The organism is Sphingomonas sp. RIT328 (assembly GCF_000632225.1).
GTDB lineage: Bacteria > Pseudomonadota > Alphaproteobacteria > Sphingomonadales > Sphingomonadaceae > Sphingomonas > Sphingomonas kyungheensis.
Genome location: NZ_JFYV01000010.1, coordinates 51465 through 71989, shown reverse-complemented (window position 1 = coordinate 71989; position 20525 = coordinate 51465). Strand labels below are relative to the sequence as shown.

At 70.3% G+C, this 20525-nt stretch carries 19 protein-coding genes; 13 read left to right on the top strand and 6 right to left on the bottom strand.

All coding sequences use genetic code 11. From position 1 onward, the window contains the following. Positions 1-108: 108 nt before the first annotated feature. The 10 genes from BW41_RS05785 to BW41_RS05740 all read left to right on the top strand — a co-directional run bounded on the left by BW41_RS05785 (position 109) and on the right by BW41_RS05740 (position 12870). Positions 109-783 carry an RNA polymerase sigma factor gene (locus tag BW41_RS05785; protein WP_327195574.1) on the top strand — a complete coding sequence of 225 codons (675 nt, stop codon included), beginning with the start codon at positions 109-111 and terminating at the stop codon, positions 781-783. Beyond that, on the top strand, positions 780-1715 hold the full coding sequence (locus BW41_RS05780; RefSeq protein WP_037532346.1) for a FecR family protein: 936 nt from the start codon (positions 780-782) through the stop codon (positions 1713-1715). The genes BW41_RS05785 and BW41_RS05780 overlap by 4 nt, the downstream gene beginning before the upstream one ends. Then, positions 1712-4090: a TonB-dependent receptor gene (locus tag BW41_RS05775; protein WP_037532345.1), complete on the top strand. Its 2379-nt coding sequence runs from the start codon at positions 1712-1714 to the stop codon at positions 4088-4090. Before BW41_RS05780 ends, BW41_RS05775 begins: the two co-directional genes overlap by 4 nt. A gap of 611 nt (positions 4091-4701) precedes the next feature. Then, a complete protein-coding gene (locus BW41_RS05770) occupies positions 4702-5964 on the top strand; it encodes a glycosyltransferase (protein WP_051583284.1) in 1263 nt (420 codons plus the stop codon). Next, positions 5964-7061: a hypothetical protein gene (locus BW41_RS05765; RefSeq protein ID WP_152542141.1), complete on the top strand. Its 1098-nt coding sequence runs from the start codon at positions 5964-5966 to the stop codon at positions 7059-7061. The genes BW41_RS05770 and BW41_RS05765 overlap by 1 nt, the downstream gene beginning before the upstream one ends. Continuing rightward, positions 7058-7879, top strand: a complete 822-nt coding sequence (locus tag BW41_RS05760; RefSeq protein ID WP_051583283.1) for an ABC transporter permease — start codon at positions 7058-7060, stop codon at positions 7877-7879. Before BW41_RS05765 ends, BW41_RS05760 begins: the two co-directional genes overlap by 4 nt. Next, the gene (locus BW41_RS22005) at positions 7876-9267 is read left to right on the top strand and encodes an ABC transporter ATP-binding protein (protein ID WP_081792931.1); all 1392 of its coding nucleotides are present in this window, start codon (positions 7876-7878) and stop codon (positions 9265-9267) included. The genes BW41_RS05760 and BW41_RS22005 overlap by 4 nt, the downstream gene beginning before the upstream one ends. Continuing rightward, positions 9264-10556 (top strand): glycosyltransferase family 4 protein, encoded by a 1293-nt coding sequence (locus BW41_RS05750; RefSeq protein ID WP_200870356.1) that lies wholly within the window; start codon positions 9264-9266, stop codon positions 10554-10556. The genes BW41_RS22005 and BW41_RS05750 overlap by 4 nt, the downstream gene beginning before the upstream one ends. Further along, entirely contained in the window at positions 10556-11725 is a 1170-nt protein-coding gene (locus BW41_RS05745; protein ID WP_037532342.1) for a polysaccharide biosynthesis/export family protein, read from the top strand. Before BW41_RS05750 ends, BW41_RS05745 begins: the two co-directional genes overlap by 1 nt. A gap of 11 nt (positions 11726-11736) precedes the next feature. Beyond that, positions 11737-12870, top strand: coding sequence for a glycosyltransferase family 4 protein (locus tag BW41_RS05740; protein WP_051583282.1), 1134 nt, complete (start codon positions 11737-11739; stop codon positions 12868-12870). A 53-nt stretch (positions 12871-12923) separates the two neighbouring features. Here the strand turns inward: BW41_RS05740 and BW41_RS05735 are convergent, their stop codons facing one another. Beyond that, positions 12924-13145: a type II toxin-antitoxin system RelE/ParE family toxin gene (locus BW41_RS05735; RefSeq protein ID WP_200870355.1), complete on the bottom strand. Its 222-nt coding sequence runs from the start codon at positions 13143-13145 to the stop codon at positions 12924-12926. 71 nt (positions 13146-13216) lie between these two features. Beyond that, on the bottom strand, positions 13217-13516 hold the full coding sequence (locus BW41_RS05730; RefSeq protein ID WP_152542139.1) for a ribbon-helix-helix domain-containing protein: 300 nt from the start codon (positions 13514-13516) through the stop codon (positions 13217-13219). 109 nt (positions 13517-13625) lie between these two features. Between BW41_RS05730 and BW41_RS05725 the strand changes: the two genes are divergently transcribed. From BW41_RS05725 to BW41_RS20885, 3 genes are all read left to right on the top strand, one after another. Further along, a complete protein-coding gene (locus BW41_RS05725) occupies positions 13626-14762 on the top strand; it encodes a CDP-alcohol phosphatidyltransferase family protein (RefSeq protein ID WP_037532336.1) in 1137 nt (378 codons plus the stop codon). 213 nt (positions 14763-14975) lie between these two features. Further along, entirely contained in the window at positions 14976-15302 is a 327-nt protein-coding gene (locus tag BW41_RS05720) for a hypothetical protein (RefSeq protein WP_037532333.1), read from the top strand. A 152-nt stretch (positions 15303-15454) separates the two neighbouring features. Next, on the top strand, positions 15455-16279 hold the full coding sequence (locus BW41_RS20885) for an energy transducer TonB (RefSeq protein ID WP_152542138.1): 825 nt from the start codon (positions 15455-15457) through the stop codon (positions 16277-16279). 140 nt (positions 16280-16419) lie between these two features. Here BW41_RS20885 and BW41_RS05715 read toward each other — a convergent pair whose 3' ends face one another. The 4 genes from BW41_RS05715 to BW41_RS05700 form a co-directional block, all read right to left on the bottom strand. Continuing rightward, entirely contained in the window at positions 16420-17319 is a 900-nt protein-coding gene (locus tag BW41_RS05715) for a glycosyltransferase family 2 protein (RefSeq protein WP_037532331.1), read from the bottom strand. Further along, a complete protein-coding gene (locus BW41_RS05710; RefSeq protein ID WP_051583281.1) occupies positions 17316-18470 on the bottom strand; it encodes a glycosyltransferase family 4 protein in 1155 nt (384 codons plus the stop codon). The genes BW41_RS05715 and BW41_RS05710 overlap by 4 nt, the downstream gene beginning before the upstream one ends. 37 nt (positions 18471-18507) lie before the next feature. Next, positions 18508-19182: a sugar transferase gene (locus BW41_RS05705; RefSeq protein ID WP_081792929.1), complete on the bottom strand. Its 675-nt coding sequence runs from the start codon at positions 19180-19182 to the stop codon at positions 18508-18510. Between the two features lie 240 nt (positions 19183-19422). After that, positions 19423-20520 carry a glycosyltransferase family 4 protein gene (locus BW41_RS05700; protein WP_037532329.1) on the bottom strand — a complete coding sequence of 366 codons (1098 nt, stop codon included), beginning with the start codon at positions 20518-20520 and terminating at the stop codon, positions 19423-19425. Positions 20521-20525: the final 5 nt, after the last annotated feature.

Genomic DNA, 20525 nt, shown 5'->3' with positions numbered 1-20525 from the left:
GCACGGTGGACATCCGCCGGTCCACGCCGCACAACCCCGCCCCGTCCGGAAATCAAGGATCGGCGTCGTCGGCTCCGTCTATGGTCCGGAACAGGGAGAAGGATGTCGATGCGCCTCGATGCGGGCCTGCCCCCCGGCCGGGGGGTGTCGGACAATGCGCCATGGCCGGCGGGGACGCATCGGCTCGTCCGCCGGGCGCGGCGGGCGGGCAAACATGGCTTCTCCCATCAGGGGGTTGCGACTAGACAGCGGCATCTTCCACCTTGGATCACCCGTCCCGCCATGGCGCCGACCGGCCTCGAAGCCGTCTATCTCGACAATCGTGACGGGCTGCTGCGCTTCCTGCGCGCGCGCGGCGCGGGCGAGGCGGCCGAGGACCTCGTCCATGATCTCTGGCTCAAGGTGCGCGGCCGGACCGACGGACCGATCGCCCAGCCGCTCGCCTATCTCTATCGCGCCGCCGACCTGCTGATGATCGACCGCTACCGGTCGGCGCGGCAGGCGGAGCGGCGCGACCAGGCGTGGCAGGACGGCCGCCACGATCCCGCCGGCGCGGTGCCGACGCCCGAACGCGAGGTCGCCGCGCGGCAGGAGGCGGCGCGGGTGACGCAGCTGCTGCGCACGCTCGGCACGCGCAAGGCGACGGTGTTCCGCCGCGCGCGGCTCGACGGCGTGCCGCACCGGACGATCGCCGCCGACCTCGGCATCAGCCTGAGCACGGTCGAGGCCGATCTGCGCGAGGTGACGCGCGCGCTCGCCGCGCTGCGCGGGACGATGCGATGACCGGCCCCGCGACGATCGACGACGAGGCGCTCGACTGGGCGCTGCGCATGGCCGGACCGGATGCCGACTGGGCGGCGTTCACCGACTGGCTCGCCGCGGATGCCGCGCGCGCCGAACGCTATGACCGCGCCGCGCTCGCCGTCGCCGACGCCACCGCCAGCATCGCGCTGGCGATGCCGCCGGCCAATGACGACGACGGGGAGGACCCCATCCCCGCCCCGGCCCCCGCCAGGACGCGCCGGTTCGCCGGCGCGTGGCTCGCGGTCGCGCTCCTCGTCGTCGCGCTCGGCGTCGGCCTGTGGCGCATGCCGCCGCGCAGCCGGACGATCGCCACCGCCGCGGGCGAGCGGCGCAGCGTCGCGCTCGCCGACGGCAGCCGCATCGAGCTGGCGGGCGGAACGCGCCTCCGGCTCGACCCCGCACGGCCGCGCACCGCGACGATCGAGGCGGGCGAGGCGCTGTTCCACGTCCGCCACGATCCCCGCACCCCCTTCCGCGTCGAGGCGAACGGCCTGCCGCTGCAAGACCTTGGCACCGTATTCGATATCCGGTTATTGGGCGGACGGACGCAGGTGGCGGTGGGAGAAGGCGCGGTGATGGTCGACCCGGACGGTGCCGCGCTCACCCTTGCCGCGGGCGAGGGCGTGATCGCCGCGGGCACGACGCTGCGCCGCATCCGGCAGGACGCCGGCGCGGTCGGTGCGTGGCGCGACGGTCGCCTCGCCTATGACGGCGCGACCCTAAGCGCGGTCGCGGAGGATCTGTCGCGCCAGCTCGGCTGGCGGATCACCGTCGCGCCCGCGGTGGCGACGCGGCTGTTCAACGGCACGCTCGAGACGCAGGCGTTCCGCGACGATCCGACGCTGCTCGGCGCGTTGCTCGACGTCGAGGTGCGGCGCGCGCCGGACGGCTGGACGCTGGACCAGCGGTGAGGATCGCGACGCGCGGCCTCGCTGCCTGTGCCGTGCTGCTCGCCCCGACCGCCGTCCGCGCCGCCACGCTGACCATCGACCTGCCCGCCGGCACCGTCGGGCAGCAGGTGACCGCGCTCGGCCGGCAGGCGCGGGTGAGCATCGTCGTGCCCGATGCGGCGCTGTGGGCGCGCACGGTGCCGGCGCTGCGCGGGCGGCTGTCGGTCAAGGCGGCGATCGCCGCGATCGCCGCGCGTGCCGGCGCGCGGGCGGAGCCGGTCGGTGCGCAGGGCTGGCGGCTGCGCCCCGCGCCGCCGGCCGCGCCGCGCCGGCCGCCGCGCCCCCGCCCCGTCCCTGCGCCCGTCCGGCCCGAGGGCGACATCATCGTCACCGCGAGCAAGCGCGACACGACGCAGGACAATTTCGCCGGCCAGGTGTCGACCACCCCCGGTGACGAACTGGAACGCGGCGGGGCGGGCGGCACCGACCGGCTGGTGCAGCGGCTGACCAGCGTCACCTCGACCTATCTCGGCGCCGGGCGCAACAAATTGTTCATCCGCGGCATCGCCGATTCGAGCTTCACCGGCCCGACGCAGGCGACCGTCGGCCAATATTACGGCGACCTGCGGCTCAGCTACAATGCGCCCGACCCCGATCTCCGCCTCGCCGACCTCGCCGCGGTCGAGGTGCTGGAGGGGCCGCAGGGCACGCTCTACGGCGCGGGCTCGCTCGGCGGGCTGATCCGGCTGGTGCCCAATCCGGTGCGGCTCGACCAGCTGTCGGGTTCGGCGGGGGTCGGCGCCTCGGCGACCGCGCACGGCGATCCCGGGCTCGATGCGCAGGGGGTGCTCAACCTGCCGCTCGTCACCGACCGGCTCGGCCTGCGCATCGTCGCCACCGACGCGCTCGAAGGCGGCTATATCGACAAGCCGCTGCTCGGCCGCCGCAACGTCAACCGCACCCGGATCGCCGGCGGGCGGGCGACGCTGCACCTCGCGCTTGGCCCCGACTGGAGCGCCGAGCTGATCGGCATCGGCCAGCGCATCCGCGGCGCCGACAGCCAATATGCCGATCGCACCGGCGCGCCGCTGACCCGGCTCGCCCCCGTCACCGAAGGGTTCAGCGCCGATTACGGCCAGGCGCAGGCGGTGATCGCCGGGCGGATCGGCGCGGTGCAGATCCGCTCGACCAGCGGCATCACCGCGCACGACCTGCTCGAACGCTATGACGCGACGCTGCCCGATGGCCCCGACCGCGTCTTCGTCCAGACCAACCGCACCCGCATGCAGGCGAACGAGACGCGCGCCTGGCACAGCGCCGCGGACGGATCGGGCTGGATCGTCGGTGTCAGCTACATCCACAACCGCACCCGGCTGCTCCGCCTGCTCGGCCCCCCCGATGCGCCGGCGCCGACCACCGGCGTGATCAACAGCGTGCGCGAATGGACGGTCTATGGCGAGGGCAGCGTCCGCCCGCTTGCCGGGCTGCTGCTCACCGGTGGCCTCCGCGCGACGCGGACGACGCTCGACGGCAGTCCCGAGAACGTGTCGGTGGCGGTGCAGGGCAGCGAGACCGCGCAACGCTCGCAGACGATCCTGCTGCCGGGCGGCGCGGCGCTGGTCGACCTCGCGCCCCGCACCAAGCTGTTCCTGCGCTATCAGCAGGGCTTCCGCCCCGGCGGCCTCGCGATCGAGAGTGAATATGTCCGCCAGTTCCGCAACGACCGCGTCGCGACGATCGAGACGGGGGTGCGCCACGGCTGGTCGATCGCCGATCTCAGCGTCACGGTCGCGCGCGCGGCGTGGCGCGACATCCAGGCCGATTTCATCGACAATCGCGGCCTGCCGAGCACCGCCAACATCGGCAACGGCCGGCTGTGGACGGTGGAGGCGACCGGCACGCTGCGCCCGGTGCGCGCGCTGCGGCTGGAGGGCGCGGTGGCGTTCAACGACGGCCGTATCGCGGAGCCGTCCGAGCGGCTGCTCGCGTTGATCGCGACCCCCGACCTGCCGCCGGGATCGCAGGCGATGCGCGCGCAGGCCTCGGCGCGGCTCGAACAGATCCCCAATATCGCCAAGGTCACCGCGCGCGCCGGCGCGGTCTACCAGCAGGCGCTGCGCGGCGCCGGGCTGACGGTGGACGGCTGGCTGCGCTACGTCGGCTCGTCGCGGCTCGGCGTCGGGCCGGTGCTCGGCCAGCGCCAGGGCGACTATCTCGACACCTCGCTCACCGCGCGGCTTGCTCTGGCGCGGTTCGGCGTGACGCTGGGGATGACCAACCTGTTCGACACCCGCGGCAACCGCTTCGCGCTTGGCACCCCCTTCGCCACCGGCCGCGACCAGACCACCCCGCTGCGCCCCCGCACCGTCCGCCTCGGCCTCGATACGCGGTTCTGAGTGGGGTCAGTCGGGTCGGGCAGTCATGCGCGACGAATTACCGCGCGCGGTCCTTCCTCTGGCACTTTTGAAGGAGAGGGCCACGCCAGTCGCGGGCGCATCCTTTTCTCCAAGGTAGAATATTTCGCGCAGAGGCGCAGAGGTGGTCCGTGCGTTACAGCCACGGCCCCTGCCCTCGACCGGTTGTAGGACAGTGCCGCACCTGTAGCGCACGCCCCCCTCCGCGCCTCCGCGTGGTCCTTTTCTTTTTCGCGGTAGATAGGCTCACCCGGAGACGCGAAGACGCTAAGGTGTTGGGGCTACCGCGCACGCGGCCCTTTCTCTCGTATCTTTGCAGACAAGGCCACGCCGGTCGCGGGCGCATCGTCTTCGCGTCTTCGCATCTTCGCGTGACCATCGTCTTCTGAGGCAGGGAGCAGGTTCGCGCGGAGGCGCGGAGGCGCGGAGAGATGTGCCTGCGGCGTTCCGAACCGGTGAGAGGAGCAGGGCCACGCCAGCCGGGCGACGCGCCCCCCCCCGCGTCCTCCGCGCCTCTGCGCGCACCGGGCCGCCCGAAAAAATGCGCAGCCCTGCCAAGGGGTCGGCGTGACGGCTCCGTCTGTCTGAGGATGATGGCGGTCGATCCAGGGTTTTGCGGTGCGGCGGAGGGCGAGGCGCCGGTGCTGCTCGACGTGACGCGGCTCGTCGCGCTGCGCTGGGGCGGCCGGCCGGCGACCGGGATCGATCGGATCTGCCTCGCCTATCTCGCGCATTACGCCGGGACGGCGCGCGCGGTGGTGCAGCATCGCGGCGTGATCCGCATGCTCGGCGCGGCCGCGTCGCGGCGGCTGTTCGCGTGGCTCGCCGCGCCGTCGCGCGGCATCCGCCTCCGGCTCGGCATCGCGCTCGCCGCGGCGCTGGCGCAGGGCGAGCGGCCGCGGCCGGGCAGCTTCTACGTCAACGTCGGCCATACCGATTATGATCTGCCTGCGCATGTCGGCTGGGTCGCGCGGCACCGGCTGCGCGCGATCTATCTGATCCACGACCTGATCCCGATCCGCCACCCGGACCATTGCCGGCCGCACGCGGTCCGCCGCCACACCGGGCGCGTCGCCTCGGCGCTGCGCCACGGTGCCGGCATCGTCGTCGGCAGCGAGGCGGTCGCGCGCGATCTCGCCGCGCATGCGCGCGAGGCGCGGCTGCGCTGCCCACCGGTCGTCGTCGCGCCGCTCGCCGGCGCCGAGCTGCCGCGGGTCGAACCTGGTCCCGCCGCGGGCGACTATTTCCTCTGCGTCGGCACGATCGAGAGCCGCAAGAACCATGCGCTGCTGCTCGCCGTGTGGGAGCGGCTGTGCGCCGCGCAGTGCGATCCGCCGCGACTGGTCATCGCCGGCCGCTGGGGCACGGGCGCCGACGGCGTGCGCGCCGCGCTCGCCGCCTCCGCCATGGCCGGCGGGCGGATCACGATCGTCGAGGCGTGCGACGATGCCGCGCTCGCCGCGCTGATGCAGGGCGCGCGCGCGATGCTGATGCCCTCGCTCGCCGAAGGCTTCGGCCTGCCGATGGCGGAGGCGCTGGCGCTGGGCATACCGGTGATCGCCAGCGACCTGCCCTGTTTCCGCGAGGTCGGCCAAGGCATCCCCTGCCTGCTCGGTCCGCACGACGTCGCCGGCTGGACCGCGCGGATCGCCGGCTTCGATCGCGCCGCGGCGCAGCGGCAGCGGCGGATCGACGCCCTGCGCGGCTATCGCCCGCCGCGCTGGGACCAGCATTTCGCGCAGGTCGACGCCTGGCTGACCACGCTCACCCGCCCCGCCGCGCCCGCCGATGCGGCGCCCGGCCCCGGCCGCCGGCCCCGCGCCGGCCGCCGCCTCGATCTGGGAACCGCCCGCTAGTGCCGTCCATATCCAAGCGTGTCTCGCCGCTGTTCCTCGCGCTGGTGGTGGTGCCGACGCTGCTCGCCGCGCTCTATTTCCTGCTGCTGGCGAGCGACGTCTACGTCTCCGAGGCGCGCTTCGTCGTACGCAGCCCGAGCAAGGCGGCGGTGACCTCGCTGGGGCAGGTGCTGAGCGGCACCGGGCTCAGCGGCGCGACCGAGGAGAGCAATGCGGTCGTCGAATATCTCGAATCGCGCGGCGCGCTCGCCGATGCCAATCGCGACGGCCTGCTGACCCGCGCCTATACCGCGGGATCGATCTTCCTGCTCGACCGGTTCGGCGGGCTGCTGCCCGGCAACCGCGAACGCTTCTTCGATTATTACCTCGGCAAGGTCGAGGTCGAGCCCGATACGACGACGCAGGTGCTCCACCTCAGCGTCAGCGCCTTCGATCCCGATCAGGCGCGCGCGATCAACGAACGGCTGCTCGAACAGTCGGAGGCTCTGGTCAACCGCCTGTCGAGCCGCGCCCGTGCCGACGCGCTCGAGGTCGCCGAAAGCGACGCGCGCGCGGCGCAGGAGCGCGCGCGCACCGCCGCGGTGCGGCTCGCCGCCTATCGCAACCGCGCCGGCATCATCGATCCCGAGAAGGAGGCCGAGGCGCGGCTGCAGGGCATCGCCAAGCTCGACGACGAGCTCGTCTCGGCACGCACCCAGTTGCAGCAGATGGAGGCCTTCACCCCCGCCGCGCCGCAGATCCCCTATCTGCGCACCCAGATCGCGGGACTCGAGAAGGAGATCGCGCGGCGCCGCTCGGGCGTCGCGGGCGGGCGCAATTCGCTGTCCGCGGCGGGCGCGCGCTACCAGTTGCTCCAGCTCGACAGCGAACTCGCCGCCAAGAGCCTCGCCGCGACGCTGATCTCGCTGCAGGACGCGCATGCCGAGGCGGCGCGCAAGCGCGCCTATGTCGAGCGGATCGCCGCGCCGAGCCTGCCCGATTATCCGATCCGGCCACGGCGGCTGGGCGGCGTGCTCGCGGTGTTCGTGCTCGGCCTGCTCGGCTGGGGCATCCTCACCATCCTGCTCGCCGGCATCCGCGAGCATCGCGAGGGATGACCGCCGCGCAGGCCCCCGTCCCCGTCCGGCCGCCGCCGCCGCGGCTGCGCGACAGCCTGCGCGTGCAGGGCCGCGTGCTCGTCGCGCTGCTGCTGCGCGAGATGCTGACCCGCTACGGCCGGCACAATATCGGCTTCCTCTGGCTGTTCGTCGAACCGATGCTGTTCACGCTCGGCGTCGCCGCGCTGTGGACCGCGGCCAAGGCCTATCACGGCAGCAACCTGCCGATCGTCGCCTTCGCGCTGACCGGCTATTCGAGCGTGCTGCTGTGGCGCAACATGCCGGGCCGCTGCATCGGCGCTTTGTGGAGCAACCTGTCGCTGCTCTACCATCGCAACATCCGCGTGCTCGACATCTATGTCGCGCGCGTCCTGCTCGAATTCGGCGGGGCGACGATGTCGTTCGCGGGGCTCAGCGTCCTGTTCATCGTCCTCGGCATGATCGATCCGCCGAAGAACATCCTCGAAGTGGTCGGCGGCTGGCTGCTGATCGCCTGGTTCGGCGGGGCGCTGGCGATCACCCTGGGGGCGCTCAGCCATCAGAGCGAGCTGGTCGACAAGCTCTGGCACCCGGCCTCCTATCTGATCTTCCCGCTGTCGGGATCGGCGTTCCTGGTCGATGCCCTGCCCGCCGCGGCGCAGAAATACGTGCTCTACATTCCGATGGTGCACGGCACCGAGATCGTCCGCGAAGGCTATTTCGGGTCGCGCGTCCATGCGCATTACGACCTCGGCTATATCCTGCCCTTCTGCCTCGTGCTGACCTTTGTCGCGCTGTTCACGACGCAATGGGTGGCGCGGCGGGTGGTGCCCGAATGATCCGGCTGAGCGACGTCCGCAAGGTCTACCACACCCGCTCGGGCGACAATGTCGTGCTCGACGGCGTCGGCTTCAGCCTCGCGATGGGCGAGCGGCTCGGTGTGCTCGGGCGCAACGGCGCGGGCAAGTCGACGATGGTGCGGCTGATCAGCGGCGCCGAACGGCCGACCGCGGGGCGCGTCGAGCGCTATATGTCGGTGTCCTGGCCGCTCGCCTTCGGGGGTGCGTTCCAGCCGACCCTGTCGGGGATCGACAATATCCGCTTCATCAGCCGCATCTATGCGCAGGATTTCCAGCGCAACCTCGCCTTCGTCGCCGAATTTTCCGAACTCGGCCGCTATCTGCACGAACCGGTGCGCAACTATTCGTCGGGGATGCGCGCGCGGCTCGCCTTCGCGATCTCGATGATCATCGAATTCGACTGTTTCCTGATCGACGAGATCGGTGCGGTCGGTGACGCGCGCTTCCACGATCGCTGCAACCACGAATTGTTCGGCAAGCGCGGCGATCGCGCGATGGTGCTGATCAGCCACGATCCCGGCTATCTGCGCGACCATTGCAACCGGTTCGCGCTGCTCCACGGCGGGCGGCTCGCCTTGTTCGACGATTTCGACGAGGCCTATGACCGGTTCCGCGAGGCGATCGGCCTCGTCGCCGCGCCGTCGATCGACGCCGCCGCCGCGGTCGACCGCGCCGCGCTGATCGAGGTCGCGCAGCATCGCGCGCTCGGCGACGAACGCTTCCGGCTGCTGGTGCGCGAGGGCGACTGGCGGCGCGACGCGCGCGACTGGGCCGCGGCGGAGGAGCGCTATGCCGCCGCGCTCGCGCTCCATCCCTATCAGCGCTCCTATTGGGTGCAGCTTGCGCATGTCGCTAAGGAGCGCGGCGCCTTCGCCCGTGCCGAGGCCGCCTATCGCACCGCCTGCGCGCTCGGCGAGCCTGCCGCCGACGTCGTCGAGCATCTCCGCTTCGTCGTCGCGCAGGGCGGCGCCGATCCGGCGGCCTGGCCGATCCACCCCTATCGCAAGGGGGCGGCGGGCACGCAGGTTTCCGGCCGCCCCGATGTCGAGGCGCTCGCCTGGCTGCTCTGGCCCGGCGCGGGCATCGACGATGCGGAGGCGACCGATCTGCTGCGCCGCCACGGCGATGGCGACCGGCTCGCTGCGGCGATGATCGCCGACCCGCGCTTCGCCGCCGCCGCCGAGGTCGCCCCCGCCGCCGGCGTGGATGGCGAGATCCTGCGCGTCCTCGCCTTCGCGCATCGCACGCCCGCCGACGGCGCCGCCGCGGTCGCGCAGCTGCCGCCCGACGCGCCCGCCTGGCCGGTCGCCGCCGCGGCGGGCGCGTTCCGCGACTGGCCGCATGTCCAGCAGGCGCTGACGCCATGAAACACGTGCTGATCGACGGCTATAATCTCGGGCTCGAAAAGGGCACCGGCGTCGCCACCTATGCCCGCAACCTCAGCTACGAACTGGGCAGGCTGGGTCATCGCACCTCGGTGCTCTACGGCCTGCAGGGCCTCGCCGCGCGCGAGCCGCTGCTGCGCGAGATCGGCTTTTTCGATGCCGGCACGGCGCGGCCGCAGGGCCGGCTGCGCGACCTCGCCGGGCTGCTGTCGCCGCGCGCCGCGCGCGCCGCGGCGGTGCCGGTGACCGGACAGGTGGTGACGCGCCAGTTCGACGCGCGGCTGCCGCATCACGACACGCTCTACAATGCGGGCGACGTCTTCCGCCGCGCCAACGGCCGGTTCCACGCCTGGGGCGCGACCACCACGGTGCGCCTGCCCGAGCGGCCCGATCTCGCCCACTGGACCTATCCGCTGCCGCTGCGCGTCGCCGGCGCCGCCAATCTCTACACGCTGCACGACCTCGTGCCGCTGCGGCTGCCCTATGCGACGCTCGACAACAAGCGGCACTATCTCAAGCTGCTGCGCACGCTCGCGCGGCATGCCGACCATCTCGTCACCGTGTCGGAATGTTCGCGCCGCGACATCATCGACCTGACCGGCATCGCCCCCGACCGGGTCACCAACACCTATCAGGCGGTCGACATCCCCGCCCGCTACCTTGCCACCCCCGACGAGCAGGTGGCGCGCGAGGTCGAGGGCGCGATCGGCGCCGGCTATAAGGACTATTTCCTGTTCTGGGGGTCGATCGAGCCCAAGAAGAACATCGGCCGCATCGTCGAGGCCTATATGGCAAGCGGCCTCGCCACGCCGCTGGTCATCGTCGGCGCGCGCGCCTGGCGGGCGGAGGGCGAATTGCGGCTGCTCGACGCGCTCGCCAACGGCAAGCCCGCCAGGGGCGACGTGCGCCGCGGCCGCATCATCCAATTGCCCTATGCGCCCTTCGGCCTGCTCGTCAGCCTGATCCGCGGCGCCAAGGCGGCGCTGTTCCCGTCGCTCTACGAAGGCTTCGGCCTGCCGGTGCTCGAAGCGATGCTGCTCGGCACGCCGGTCCTGTGTTCGGACACCTCGTCGCTGCCCGAGGTGGCGGGCGATGCCGCCATCGCGGTCGACCCCTATGACACCGCGGCGATCACCGCCGGGCTGCACGCGCTCGACGGCGATGCCGGGTTGCGCGCCGATCTCGCCGCGCGCGGCCGCGTCCAGGCGGCGCTCTTCTCGCCCGACCGTTACCGGGCGCGGCTCGCCGCGCTCTACCAGAGGTTCCTGTGATGTCCCTGCCCCCGACCCCCCGATCCGCTGTCGCGCTCCTGCTGCTGCTCGCGACCGGCTGTTCGACGGTCGGCAATTCGGGGCCGAGCGCCAGGGCGATCACTCGCGCCGCCAAAGCGGGCACTGCCAGCGACCGCGGCATCAGCGTCGTCGCGCTCGACGCGGCGACCGCGCAGCGCGCCGCCGCCTACGCCCGCGCGCAGCGCTTCGCCGACGTGTTCGGCTCGGTCGCGCCGACTGGCACGGTGATCGGCATCGGCGACGTGCTCGACATCGCGATCTGGGAAGCGCCGCCCGCGGTATTGTTCGGCGCGACCGCACCCGGTGCCGGCATCGGCAGTGCGGTCGCGCAGAGCGCGGGCATCCCGCAGCAACTGGTTGGCGAGGACGGCACCGTCACCATCCCCTTCGTCGGCAATCTGATGGTGCGCGGCCTCACTCCGCAGGCGGTGGGGCGGCTGATCGTCGCGCGGCTCGCCGGGCGCGCGCACAGCCCGCAGGCGATCGTCCGGCTGGCGCAGAACGACAGCCGCGCGGTGACGGTGATCGGCGAGGTCGGCGCGACCCGCCGCCTGCCGCTCACCCCGCGCGGCGAACGGTTGCTCGATGCGATCGCCGCGGCGGGCGGATCGCGCCAGCCGGTCGCCAAGACGACGATCCAGCTCAGCCGCGCCGGCCGCACCGCCGCGATGCCGCTCGACGCGATCGTCCGCGATCCGACGCAGAACATCACGCTCCAGGCGGGCGACGTCGTCGCCGCGGTGTTCCAGCCGTACAGCTTCGTCGCGCTCGGCGCGGTCGGCCAGAATGCCGAAGTGCCGTTCGAGGGCGGCGGCATCACGCTGGCGCAGGCGCTCGGCCGGATCGGCGGGCTGCGCGACGACCGCGCCGACCGGCGCAGCGTCTTCGTCTTCCGCCTCGAACATCCCGAGGTGCTCGACCCCGCACTCGCGCAGACCGCGAAGCGCACCGCGGCGGGGCTCGTCCCGGTCGTCTACCGGCTCGACCTTGGCGACGGCGCGTCCTTCTTCACCGCGCAGGATTTCGCGATCCGCGACCGCGACGTGCTCTACGTCTCCAACGCGCCGCTCGCCGACCTGCAGAAATTCCTCAACATCGTGTCGAGCGCCGCCTTCTCGATCACCGGCATCAACAACGCGGTGCAATAGCGGCCCGCCGCGTGCCGACCCCGACGATCTGCATCGACGCCCGCTATGTCGGTCCGCGCCCGAGCGGCATCGCCGAGGTCGTACGCGGGCTGATCGACCATGTCCCCGCGCTCGCGCCGGATCTGCGCTTCCTGCTGCTGCGCCACCCCGCGCATCCGGGGCCGCTGAGCGACGCGCCCAACGTCACCGAGCGCGTCGTCACGCAGGCGGCGAACGGTCCGGCGACGATGTGGTGGCTGCCGCGCGTCGTCGACCTGTCGGGCGTCGACCTGTTCCACGCGACCTTCAATATCATGCCCGCAGGCTTACGCATGCCCTGTCTGGTGACGATCCACGACATCATGCGGTTGACCCACCCCGACTGGTGCCGCACCGGCGCGCGTGGTCTGGTCGAGCGGCATTTCTACGGCCACGGCCTGCGCCGCGCGATCCGCTCCGCCGCGGGGATCGCCGCGATCAGCAGCGCCACCGCGGCGGAGCTCGCCGCCTATGACCCGGCGGTGGCAGCACGCACCCAGGTGACGCTGTCGGGCGTCGCCGATCATTTCCGGGTCGCCCCGCCCGACCCGGCCGCGCTCGCCGCGCTCGGGCTCAACCGCCCCTTCGTCCTCACTGTCGGGCAGGACGCGCCGTACAAGAACCACGACGGCGCGCTGCGCGCCTTCGCCGCCGCCTGTGGGGACGATCCCGGCATCGACCTCGTGCTGGTGCAGCGGCGCGGGCCGGGTCGCGCGCGGCTGACCGCGCTCGCCGCCGCGCTCGGGGTTGCGGAGCGCGTCCGCTTCCTCGCCGCGGTCGACGGCGCGGCGCTGCTGACGCTGTACGGCGCGGCGCGGGTGCTGCTCCACCCGTCGCTGATGGAGGGGTTCGGCAATCCGGTTGCCGAGGCGATGGCATGCGGCTGCCCGGTCGTCACCAGTGATCGCTCGTCGATGCCCGAGGTGGCGGGCGGCGCGGCGCTGCTCGCCGACCCGCACGACGTCACCGCGATCGCCGCGCAGCTGCGCGCGGTGCTGCACGCGCCGGGCGTCGCCGCCCGGCTGCGCGCCGCCGGCCTCGCGCGGGTGCGCAGCCTGCGCTGGCAGGATTTCGCCGCGGCCAATCTGGCGCTCTACCGCGAACTGCTTGCCGGAGGCGCGGGTTAGATCGGGCGGGTGCCCCGCCCCACGATCCGCGCCCTCCTTCGCGCTGGGTCCCTTCAGATCAGGCGATCGAGGTCGCGCATGCCTTCGACGACTGCGACGATCTCGACCTGTTCGGCTCCGGCATCATACGCATAGAGGATCAGATAGCGCCCATGCACCAGCGTGCGCGCGCCTGGCCGGATATCCTCGCGCGCCGGGCCGATCTCGGGGAAGTACCGCAGCCGCGCGATCTTGGCATCGAGCGCCAGCAGCAGCCTGTCGGCCGCACGCGTCATCCAACGCGATATAGGCCCATATCCGCTTCAGATTCTCCCGCGCCCGGCGGGACAGGACGATCGTGGTCATCTCACCGCGCGGCGTCGGCGTCGTCCCGGGCTTCCGCGATGATCGCCGTCATGTCGAGGGGACCGGCGATACCGCTGGCCTTGCCCGTGTCCCAGGCGTCGCGCAGCAGGCGCAATTCCTCTGCCCGGAAGGCGCGGCGCTCGTTCCACAGCCGCATCGCGTCGCGCACCACTTCGCTCACCGACGCATATTCGCCCGCCGCTATGGCGGCATGGATCGTCTCCGCCATCGGCTCGGGGACCACGACGGTCATCCTGGCATAAGCACCCATCGTCGACCCCGCATCTTCCGGTCTGTTCATACTATTTCATACCGCCATTGCCGACAAGCGCGGCGCCCGCCCGCTTTTCACCAAGGCTTTGCCCCCGCCGCTCCGTCAACTGGGCGACGCACCAGCGGGAACGAGCGATTTGCCCCAGATCATCCTTGTCTTTTCGAGTGCGGCGACCGCCGAATATCGCGTCGCCGGCATTCCCGCCGCGGCGCGGGCGGTGCAGGCGGTCGGGACGATCGCCGGGCAGGACGATATCCGCCGCTGTTCGATCGTCGCCGGCGACGACTGGCTGCCGAGCGATGCGCTGCTCGCCGAATGCCGCCGCCTCGCGCCGCGGCTGCCGCTCGCCTTCGCCGCGCGGCCCTCGGCGGGCGATATCCTGACGGTGTGCGGCGAGCGGTTCGTCGCGGCGCTGGCGCGGCGGCCGGACGGCGGGCGCGAGCATGTGCTGCCGGCGCTGTTCGACACGCGCACCAGCGCCGCCGCGCCGCCGACGCCCGAGGCGGCGTGGCGGCTGCTGCACCGCGCCGGCCGCACCGTCCTCGCCGCGACCGGCAAGGGCGGCGACGGCATCGTCTCGCGCTACGTCAACCGGCCGATCTCGCGCGCGATCAGCCACCAGCTGCTGCGCTTCCCCGCGGTGACGCCGTTCCACGCCAGCCTCGGCACCGCCGCGCTCGCGCTGGCGATGGCGGTGGCGCTGCTGTTCGGCGGAGCGGCGGGGCTGGTCGCCGGCGGCCTGCTGTTCCAGGCCGCCTCGATCTTCGACGGCGTCGACGGCGAGATCGCCCGCGCCACCTGCCGCAGCTCGGATGCCGGCGCGACGCTCGACAGCGTCATCGACGCCTGCACCAACCTCGCCTTCGTCCTCGGCGTCACCGCCAATGTCGCGATGGCGGGCGACGTGTCGGGCGCGGTCGCCGGCGGCATCGCGCTGGTCAGCCTCGCCGCCGGGCTGCTGCTGATCGGCCGCCACGCCAGCGCGACCGGCGCGGCGATGAACTTCGACGTGATCAAGCTCCACCTGCGCCGCGGCGGCCCGCCCTCGCCGCTGACCGAATTCCTCATCCACCTGACGATGCGCGACTTCTTTGCGGCGATCAGCGCGCTGATGGTGGTCGCCGGGCTGACCCACCTGCTGCTCGTCGCCTTTGCGACGATCGCCTCGGGCTGGCTGGTGGTGACCAGCGTCATCCTCGGCATCATCCGCCGCCGGAGCGGTCTGGCCGCACCGACCTATGGCGGCGGGGCGAGGATCAAGCCGGTGCGGTGAGTGATCTGCCGGTCGTCGCGATCTGCCAATGGCTCGCATATCTACCAGTGGACATATCCCAGCAATTTGCAGGAGCACCATGAGTGGCTAATTTCATTCACGGTGAAGCGAACCGCTCTTCTATGGCTCATCGCGGGGCTGGCGTTGTGGGGCTGGACGAATGCAGGCTGACGCGCGATTGAAGACATCCGTCCAAACCAGCGTACTGCGGATATGATTTGGTGGGACTGGACGGCCAACCGTCGCCGAAAGCTGATTGCTTTGATGCTGGCTCTTGCTGCCAGTCCGTGGCTCCTGATTGGTGAGGTCTTTGAAGATTGGCGAGAAATGGCCGGAGGCACCGCCTTGCTGTTCATCGCGCAAATCGTCGCTTGGTTGCTCTACGTCGGCCTCGCAACGGGGCGCATGCCGTCTGGGTATAGCCGGGCCGAACGGCGCTCAGAGGCGCCGATATGGTTCTGGGCGACAGGTGTGGCTTACGCGGGCGTACTGCTCATGCTCTTGTGGATGATCGTCATCACGATGTCTCTTGGTCTATAGGATTGGCTCCATGGGGAGAGGGGACGTTTCGACTGGGGAGCTTCTCAAAGGTCGAAAATCAGTCCAACGTAGCGCCCGCGTTAAGCCATAAACCGTCTCGCTGGACTTCGTAAGGCGAATGACGGCATCAAATTAGATGAGGGGGCGGGGCAGTGTATCTCTTTGCGATATTGCTGGCATCATCAACGATCGGTGACGCTGTTCAGCCTGAACTGCATCCTTACGGCCACCCCTCACTAGAATATGCTACCAAATCGTGCATCCTCTCGCGCGAGTACCAATCAGACAGCAAGTTGGAAAAAGCGACGCTAGTATTCCAGCCGTTGCCCACGTTCTCCGGCGAGCCAGTGTTAGCTTACGTCATCCGCCCGATAAAAGATAAACCGCTGCCGGATACGGGAGCATATCAAGTCACATTTTCATCTAGTGATGACGTAGCAAAAGGAACCTACAAATACTGGCGAGTTGCCAACGCAAACAAGGAGTTCCTGCTATTCTCAATCGGTGATGAGGCCTACCATGCCCTGCTCAAATCAACCTCGATGGCGGTGAGATTCGGCCAAAGCACGCAATTGAGTTTTGACCTTACCGGTACCGACAAGGCGTTTTCGGCGCTTGCAACGTGCAAAGATGACTTACTTAAGTCGTTTGGCGTGGACGCAGCCCAGCAGCATCGTATCAGCACGCCCGCAGTTGCATTCGGCGGATCACCGATGTCATGGTATTCACCAGATGATTATCCTTTAGACGCTCTACGAGAAAGCTTAAGTGGAACAGCTGTCGTATTATATAAGATTGGAGTGAATGGAAAGGTAAAAGATTGTCAGACCGTCTCTTCGAGCGGATTGCCTTCTATTGATGCGATTACATGCTCGGTAGCACTACAGCGGGGTCGGTATAAGCCAGCTCTTGATAAGGACGGTACGGCCATAGAGACGTATGATGCAGTTCGTATTAACTGGCAAATTCCTCATTGATTGCGGCGGCCATTCTACTTTTGCCCTCTAGGCCTTTAGGGCGTAGGTCGGCTCGCCTATCACGCCAAACCAGATGCGGCCACCCGTCCGCCCTTGCGGGACGCCGTCTAATCCTGCTGCGCCGGCCAAGCCCGCGGTCCTCACATATCCAGGATGCGGTCCGGGCGCAGCCGGCCGGTGAGCAGGTCGCGGACGGCGCGCCAATTGCCCATGACGCGGCCCTTGCGGTCGACCCAGGGTTCGGGGCTGAACGCCTTGACGTGGTTGCTCGCGACGTTGCGCGCCATCAGCCACAAGGCGTCGCGCGGCGTCATCGTGCCCTTGCCGATCAGGTAGAGCGGGTTGGCGACCTGCGAATAGCCGAGCCGGCGGCCCGGGCTGCGCCCGCCCTTCACCCCCTGATGCACGCCGACGAAGGCATGGGTGCGCTCGACCCGGCCGCGGCCGCGCAGCCGGCGCGAGAAATCGACGTCCTCCTGCCAGGCGTAGAGCGGCAGCTTCTCGTCGAAGCGGACGTCGCCGACGGCCGACCGGCGGAACGCCATGTTGCAGCCATAGGTGCCCATCGCCTTGATGAGCGTCGTGTCGATGGCGGGATCCTCGGCGTCATAGGCCTGGATCATCGCGGTCGCGGTCTCGTAATCGACGCCGGCGCTGTGGATGCCGTCGGCGAGCAATTCGCCGCTGGTGCCGACCAGATCGGGATGCGCGGCGAACACCGCGGCAATGCCTTCGAGGCAGCGGCGGCTCGGCACGTAATCGTCGTCGAAGAAGGCGACGATGTCGGGATCGCTGGTCAGCGCGTCGAGCCCGGTGTTGCGCTGGTGGCACGAGCCCTTGGGGCCGCGCAGCACGCGCACCATCGGATCGGCGAAGCCCGGCGGGATGTCGGTATCGGAAGCGATCGAGAAGAGGATCTCGCTCGGGGCGAGTGTCTGGCGGCGGGCGTGGTCGCCCCAGCGGGCGAGCTCGACCGGGCGGCCGACGCTGGCGATGACGATGGCGACCTTCATCGACGACGGGTCCTTGGCTGGAGTCATGCGCGGGCGCCCGTGCAGCGGCGCAGACAGTCGACCAGCAGGTCGCCGGCGCGCGCCCAGGTGAAGGTGGCGGCCTGCGCGCGACCGGCCTCGCGCATCCGCGCGGCGAGCGCGGCGTCGTCGCGCAAGGCCGCGATCTGCGCCTGCCAGGCGGCGGGATCGTCGGGATCGGCGTAGAGCGCGGCGTCGCCGCACACCTCGGGCAGGGCGCCGCAGGGCGCGACCACCGCCGGCGTGCCGAGCAGCATCGCCTCGAGCGGCGGCAGGCCGAAGCCCTCGGTGGTCGACGGCATCGCGAAGCACAAAGCCTGTTCGAGCAACGCGCGCAGCTCGCCGTCGCTGACCATGCCGGTGAAGATCACGTCGTCGGGCAGAAAGGGATAAGCGGCGCGCATCGTCGCCGCGTCGGTCTTGCCGACCAGCACGAGGCGCAGGTCGCGCATCGCCCCCGCGGCGAAGGCGCGCAGCAGCACCGCGATATTCTTGTGCGGCTGCGTCGTCGCCAGCGCAACGACATAGCCGCGCGGCGCGAGGGCGAGCCGGCGCACCGCGGCATCGTCGCTGGCGAAGCCGAGGATATGGTCGACGCCATTGGGGATGACGGTGATCCGCTCCGCCGCCGCGACCTTGTGATCGACGAGCTGCTGTTTGGAGAAATGCGAGACGGTCAGCACCTGCAGGTTGCGGCGGCCGAGCCGCGGCAGCAGGAAGCGGTACCAGCGCACGAAGGGGCGCGAATAGGATTGCGGCGCGGTATAGACCTGCGCATCGTGGATCATCGTGATGCCGCGCGTCGCGGCGAGCGGGCCGACGTTGGACAGCGACAGGATGACGTCGCCCCTGCCCTGCCCCTTCGCCTGCCGGGGCCCCCTCGCCTGCCGGGGCAGGGTGAACTGCTCCCAGATCTGGCCGCCGCGCCGTCCGGCCTGATGCACCGGCAGCCCGGCAACCTGCGGCGCAAGCTCGCCCGCCGGCGCCTCGATGCCGACCCCCGCCGGGAACAGCCGGGCGAGCTCGTCACGGCGCGCACCCAATTGGTGGAGCAAAGCGGTGGCGACGCGCTGCACGCCGGTCGGCCGCGCGAACAGGAAGCGGCCGTTGACGAGCAGTCGCCCGTTCGCGGTATCGCCGGTCGTGTCGGTGCGCGTCACATCCTGTCCCCTGTCCGTCCGCCGGCCGCCCGCGGCGTCAGCGGCTGCCCTTGGCGGCGAGCACCGCCGGGACGGTCATCATCATGATCTTGATGTTGAGGCCGAGCGAGCGATGCCGCGAATAAGCGACATCGAGCGCGACGCGGCGTCGGTAGGTCGTGTCGCTGCGCCCGCTGACCTGCCACAGGCCGGTGATCCCCGGCCGCACCCGGCAATAATCGGCGAAGCGGCGACCGTAGCGCACCACCTCGGCATTGACGATCGGGCGCGGCCCAACGACGCTCATCGTGCCGTTGATCAGGTTGAAGAACTGCGGCAGCTCGTCGAGGCTGCTCTTGCGCAGGAAGCGGCCGAGCGGGGTGATGCGCGGATCGTTGCGCAATTTGTGGTCGCGCGCCCATTCGGCGCGCGCGGCGGGATCGTTGGCGAGCAGTTGCTCGAGCCGGTCGGTCGCATCGACCACCATCGTGCGGAACTTGAGGCAGCGGAATTCGCGCCCGTTGCGGCCGATGCGCGGCTGCGCAAAGATCAGCGGCCCGGGGTCGCTGATATAGATGGCGATCGCCAGTCCGACGAGCAGCGGCGCGAAGACGATGATCGCGACGATGCCGATGGTGAGATCGAGCAGGCGCAGGATCATTTCATTGGCATGACTGGTGGCAGGACGGTCGGATACGCGCAATTCACCGCCCCGGTCTTGGGTCTGATACATGAGACAACCCCTTTACCCGCCCATTCGTACCGCGCGCGTTGCGGTTTGGTTAATGCCGTCGAAATATTCACGCGTCGCGCGTCGTCCTGGCCGGTTTGCCGGCGCTACATCATACCGACCTGATAACGGTAGATATTTCCATCACAAGAGCGTCCCGATGCGGGGCCATAACGGCACAGGTGTGACGATTACACGGTTAATGCTGCAAGCCGGCAACACCGGCCGGCGCCATCGCCCCGGCTAATCGTCGCTCCCGCTGACAAGTGTTTGGGAAATTTCGACATGTCTGCGGGCGAAAGCATAAGAACTGAGGCCCTCCGGCCCCATCCGCCGCTGCGCCGCGACCGCCTGCGCATAGCGCGCCCCGGCATCGCAGAGCAGATGCGCGATCGTGCGCTCGAGCGCATCGACATCGCCGCTCGGATAATAAGAGACCGAATCGGCATCGAAATAATCGCGCAAACCGCCGACGTCGCTGGCGATTGCGGCGACGCCGTTGAGCGCCGCCTCCTGCAATACGGTGATCCCCGAGGCATGGGCATTGGGCGACAGCGGCACCACCGCGATCGTCGCCTGCCGCCACAAAGCGGTCAGCTCGGAATTGGTCGAGACGCCGGCGATCTCGACATTGGCGATGCCGTCGGCGAGCGCGGGCGGGCATTTGGTCGAGACGATGCGCAGCCGCCAGTCAGGATGGCGCGCCACCGCGGCGATCAGCGTCGCCCAGTCGCGATGGACGTCGTTGCCGACCGAGATGATGAGCGGCGCGCCGGCGGGATCGCGCACCGGCGGTGTGATCGTCGCCGCGTTGATCCCGAACAGCACCAGCTCGCGCCGCGTGCCGGGCAGCCGCGTCGCCGCCATCGCCAGATTGTCGCGCGAATGGAAGGTGAGCACGTCGGCACGGCGGATCAGCCGGCGGTAATAAGCGCGGCGCAGCGCCGACAGCCGATCCCAGCGATCGATCAGCCAGACGCTCTGCGCAAGCAGCCTCGGCTGGCGTGCGCGCGGCACGCGCTGCAAGGCGAAGACCTGTGACACCGCGAGATGCTGCGATTCCGTATGCGTCCACACCACGTCCGCGGCGCGCAGCGCGGCGCGGTTGCGCCAGGCGTGGAGGAAATCGAAGCCGAGCACCGCGCGAAAGCCGAGCCGCACCAGCCGGCCGAACCTGCCTTCGGGATGATCGACCGAACTGGTCATCGCCCCGACCATCGGCGCGGCATGGCGATAGCCATAGGCATCGCGCTCGTTGACGCCGATCAGCTGGCCATCGTCGAACCGCCGGCCCCAACGCGCCTCGCCAAAGCCGTAAGCGAGATGGACATGTACCTTCATCGACG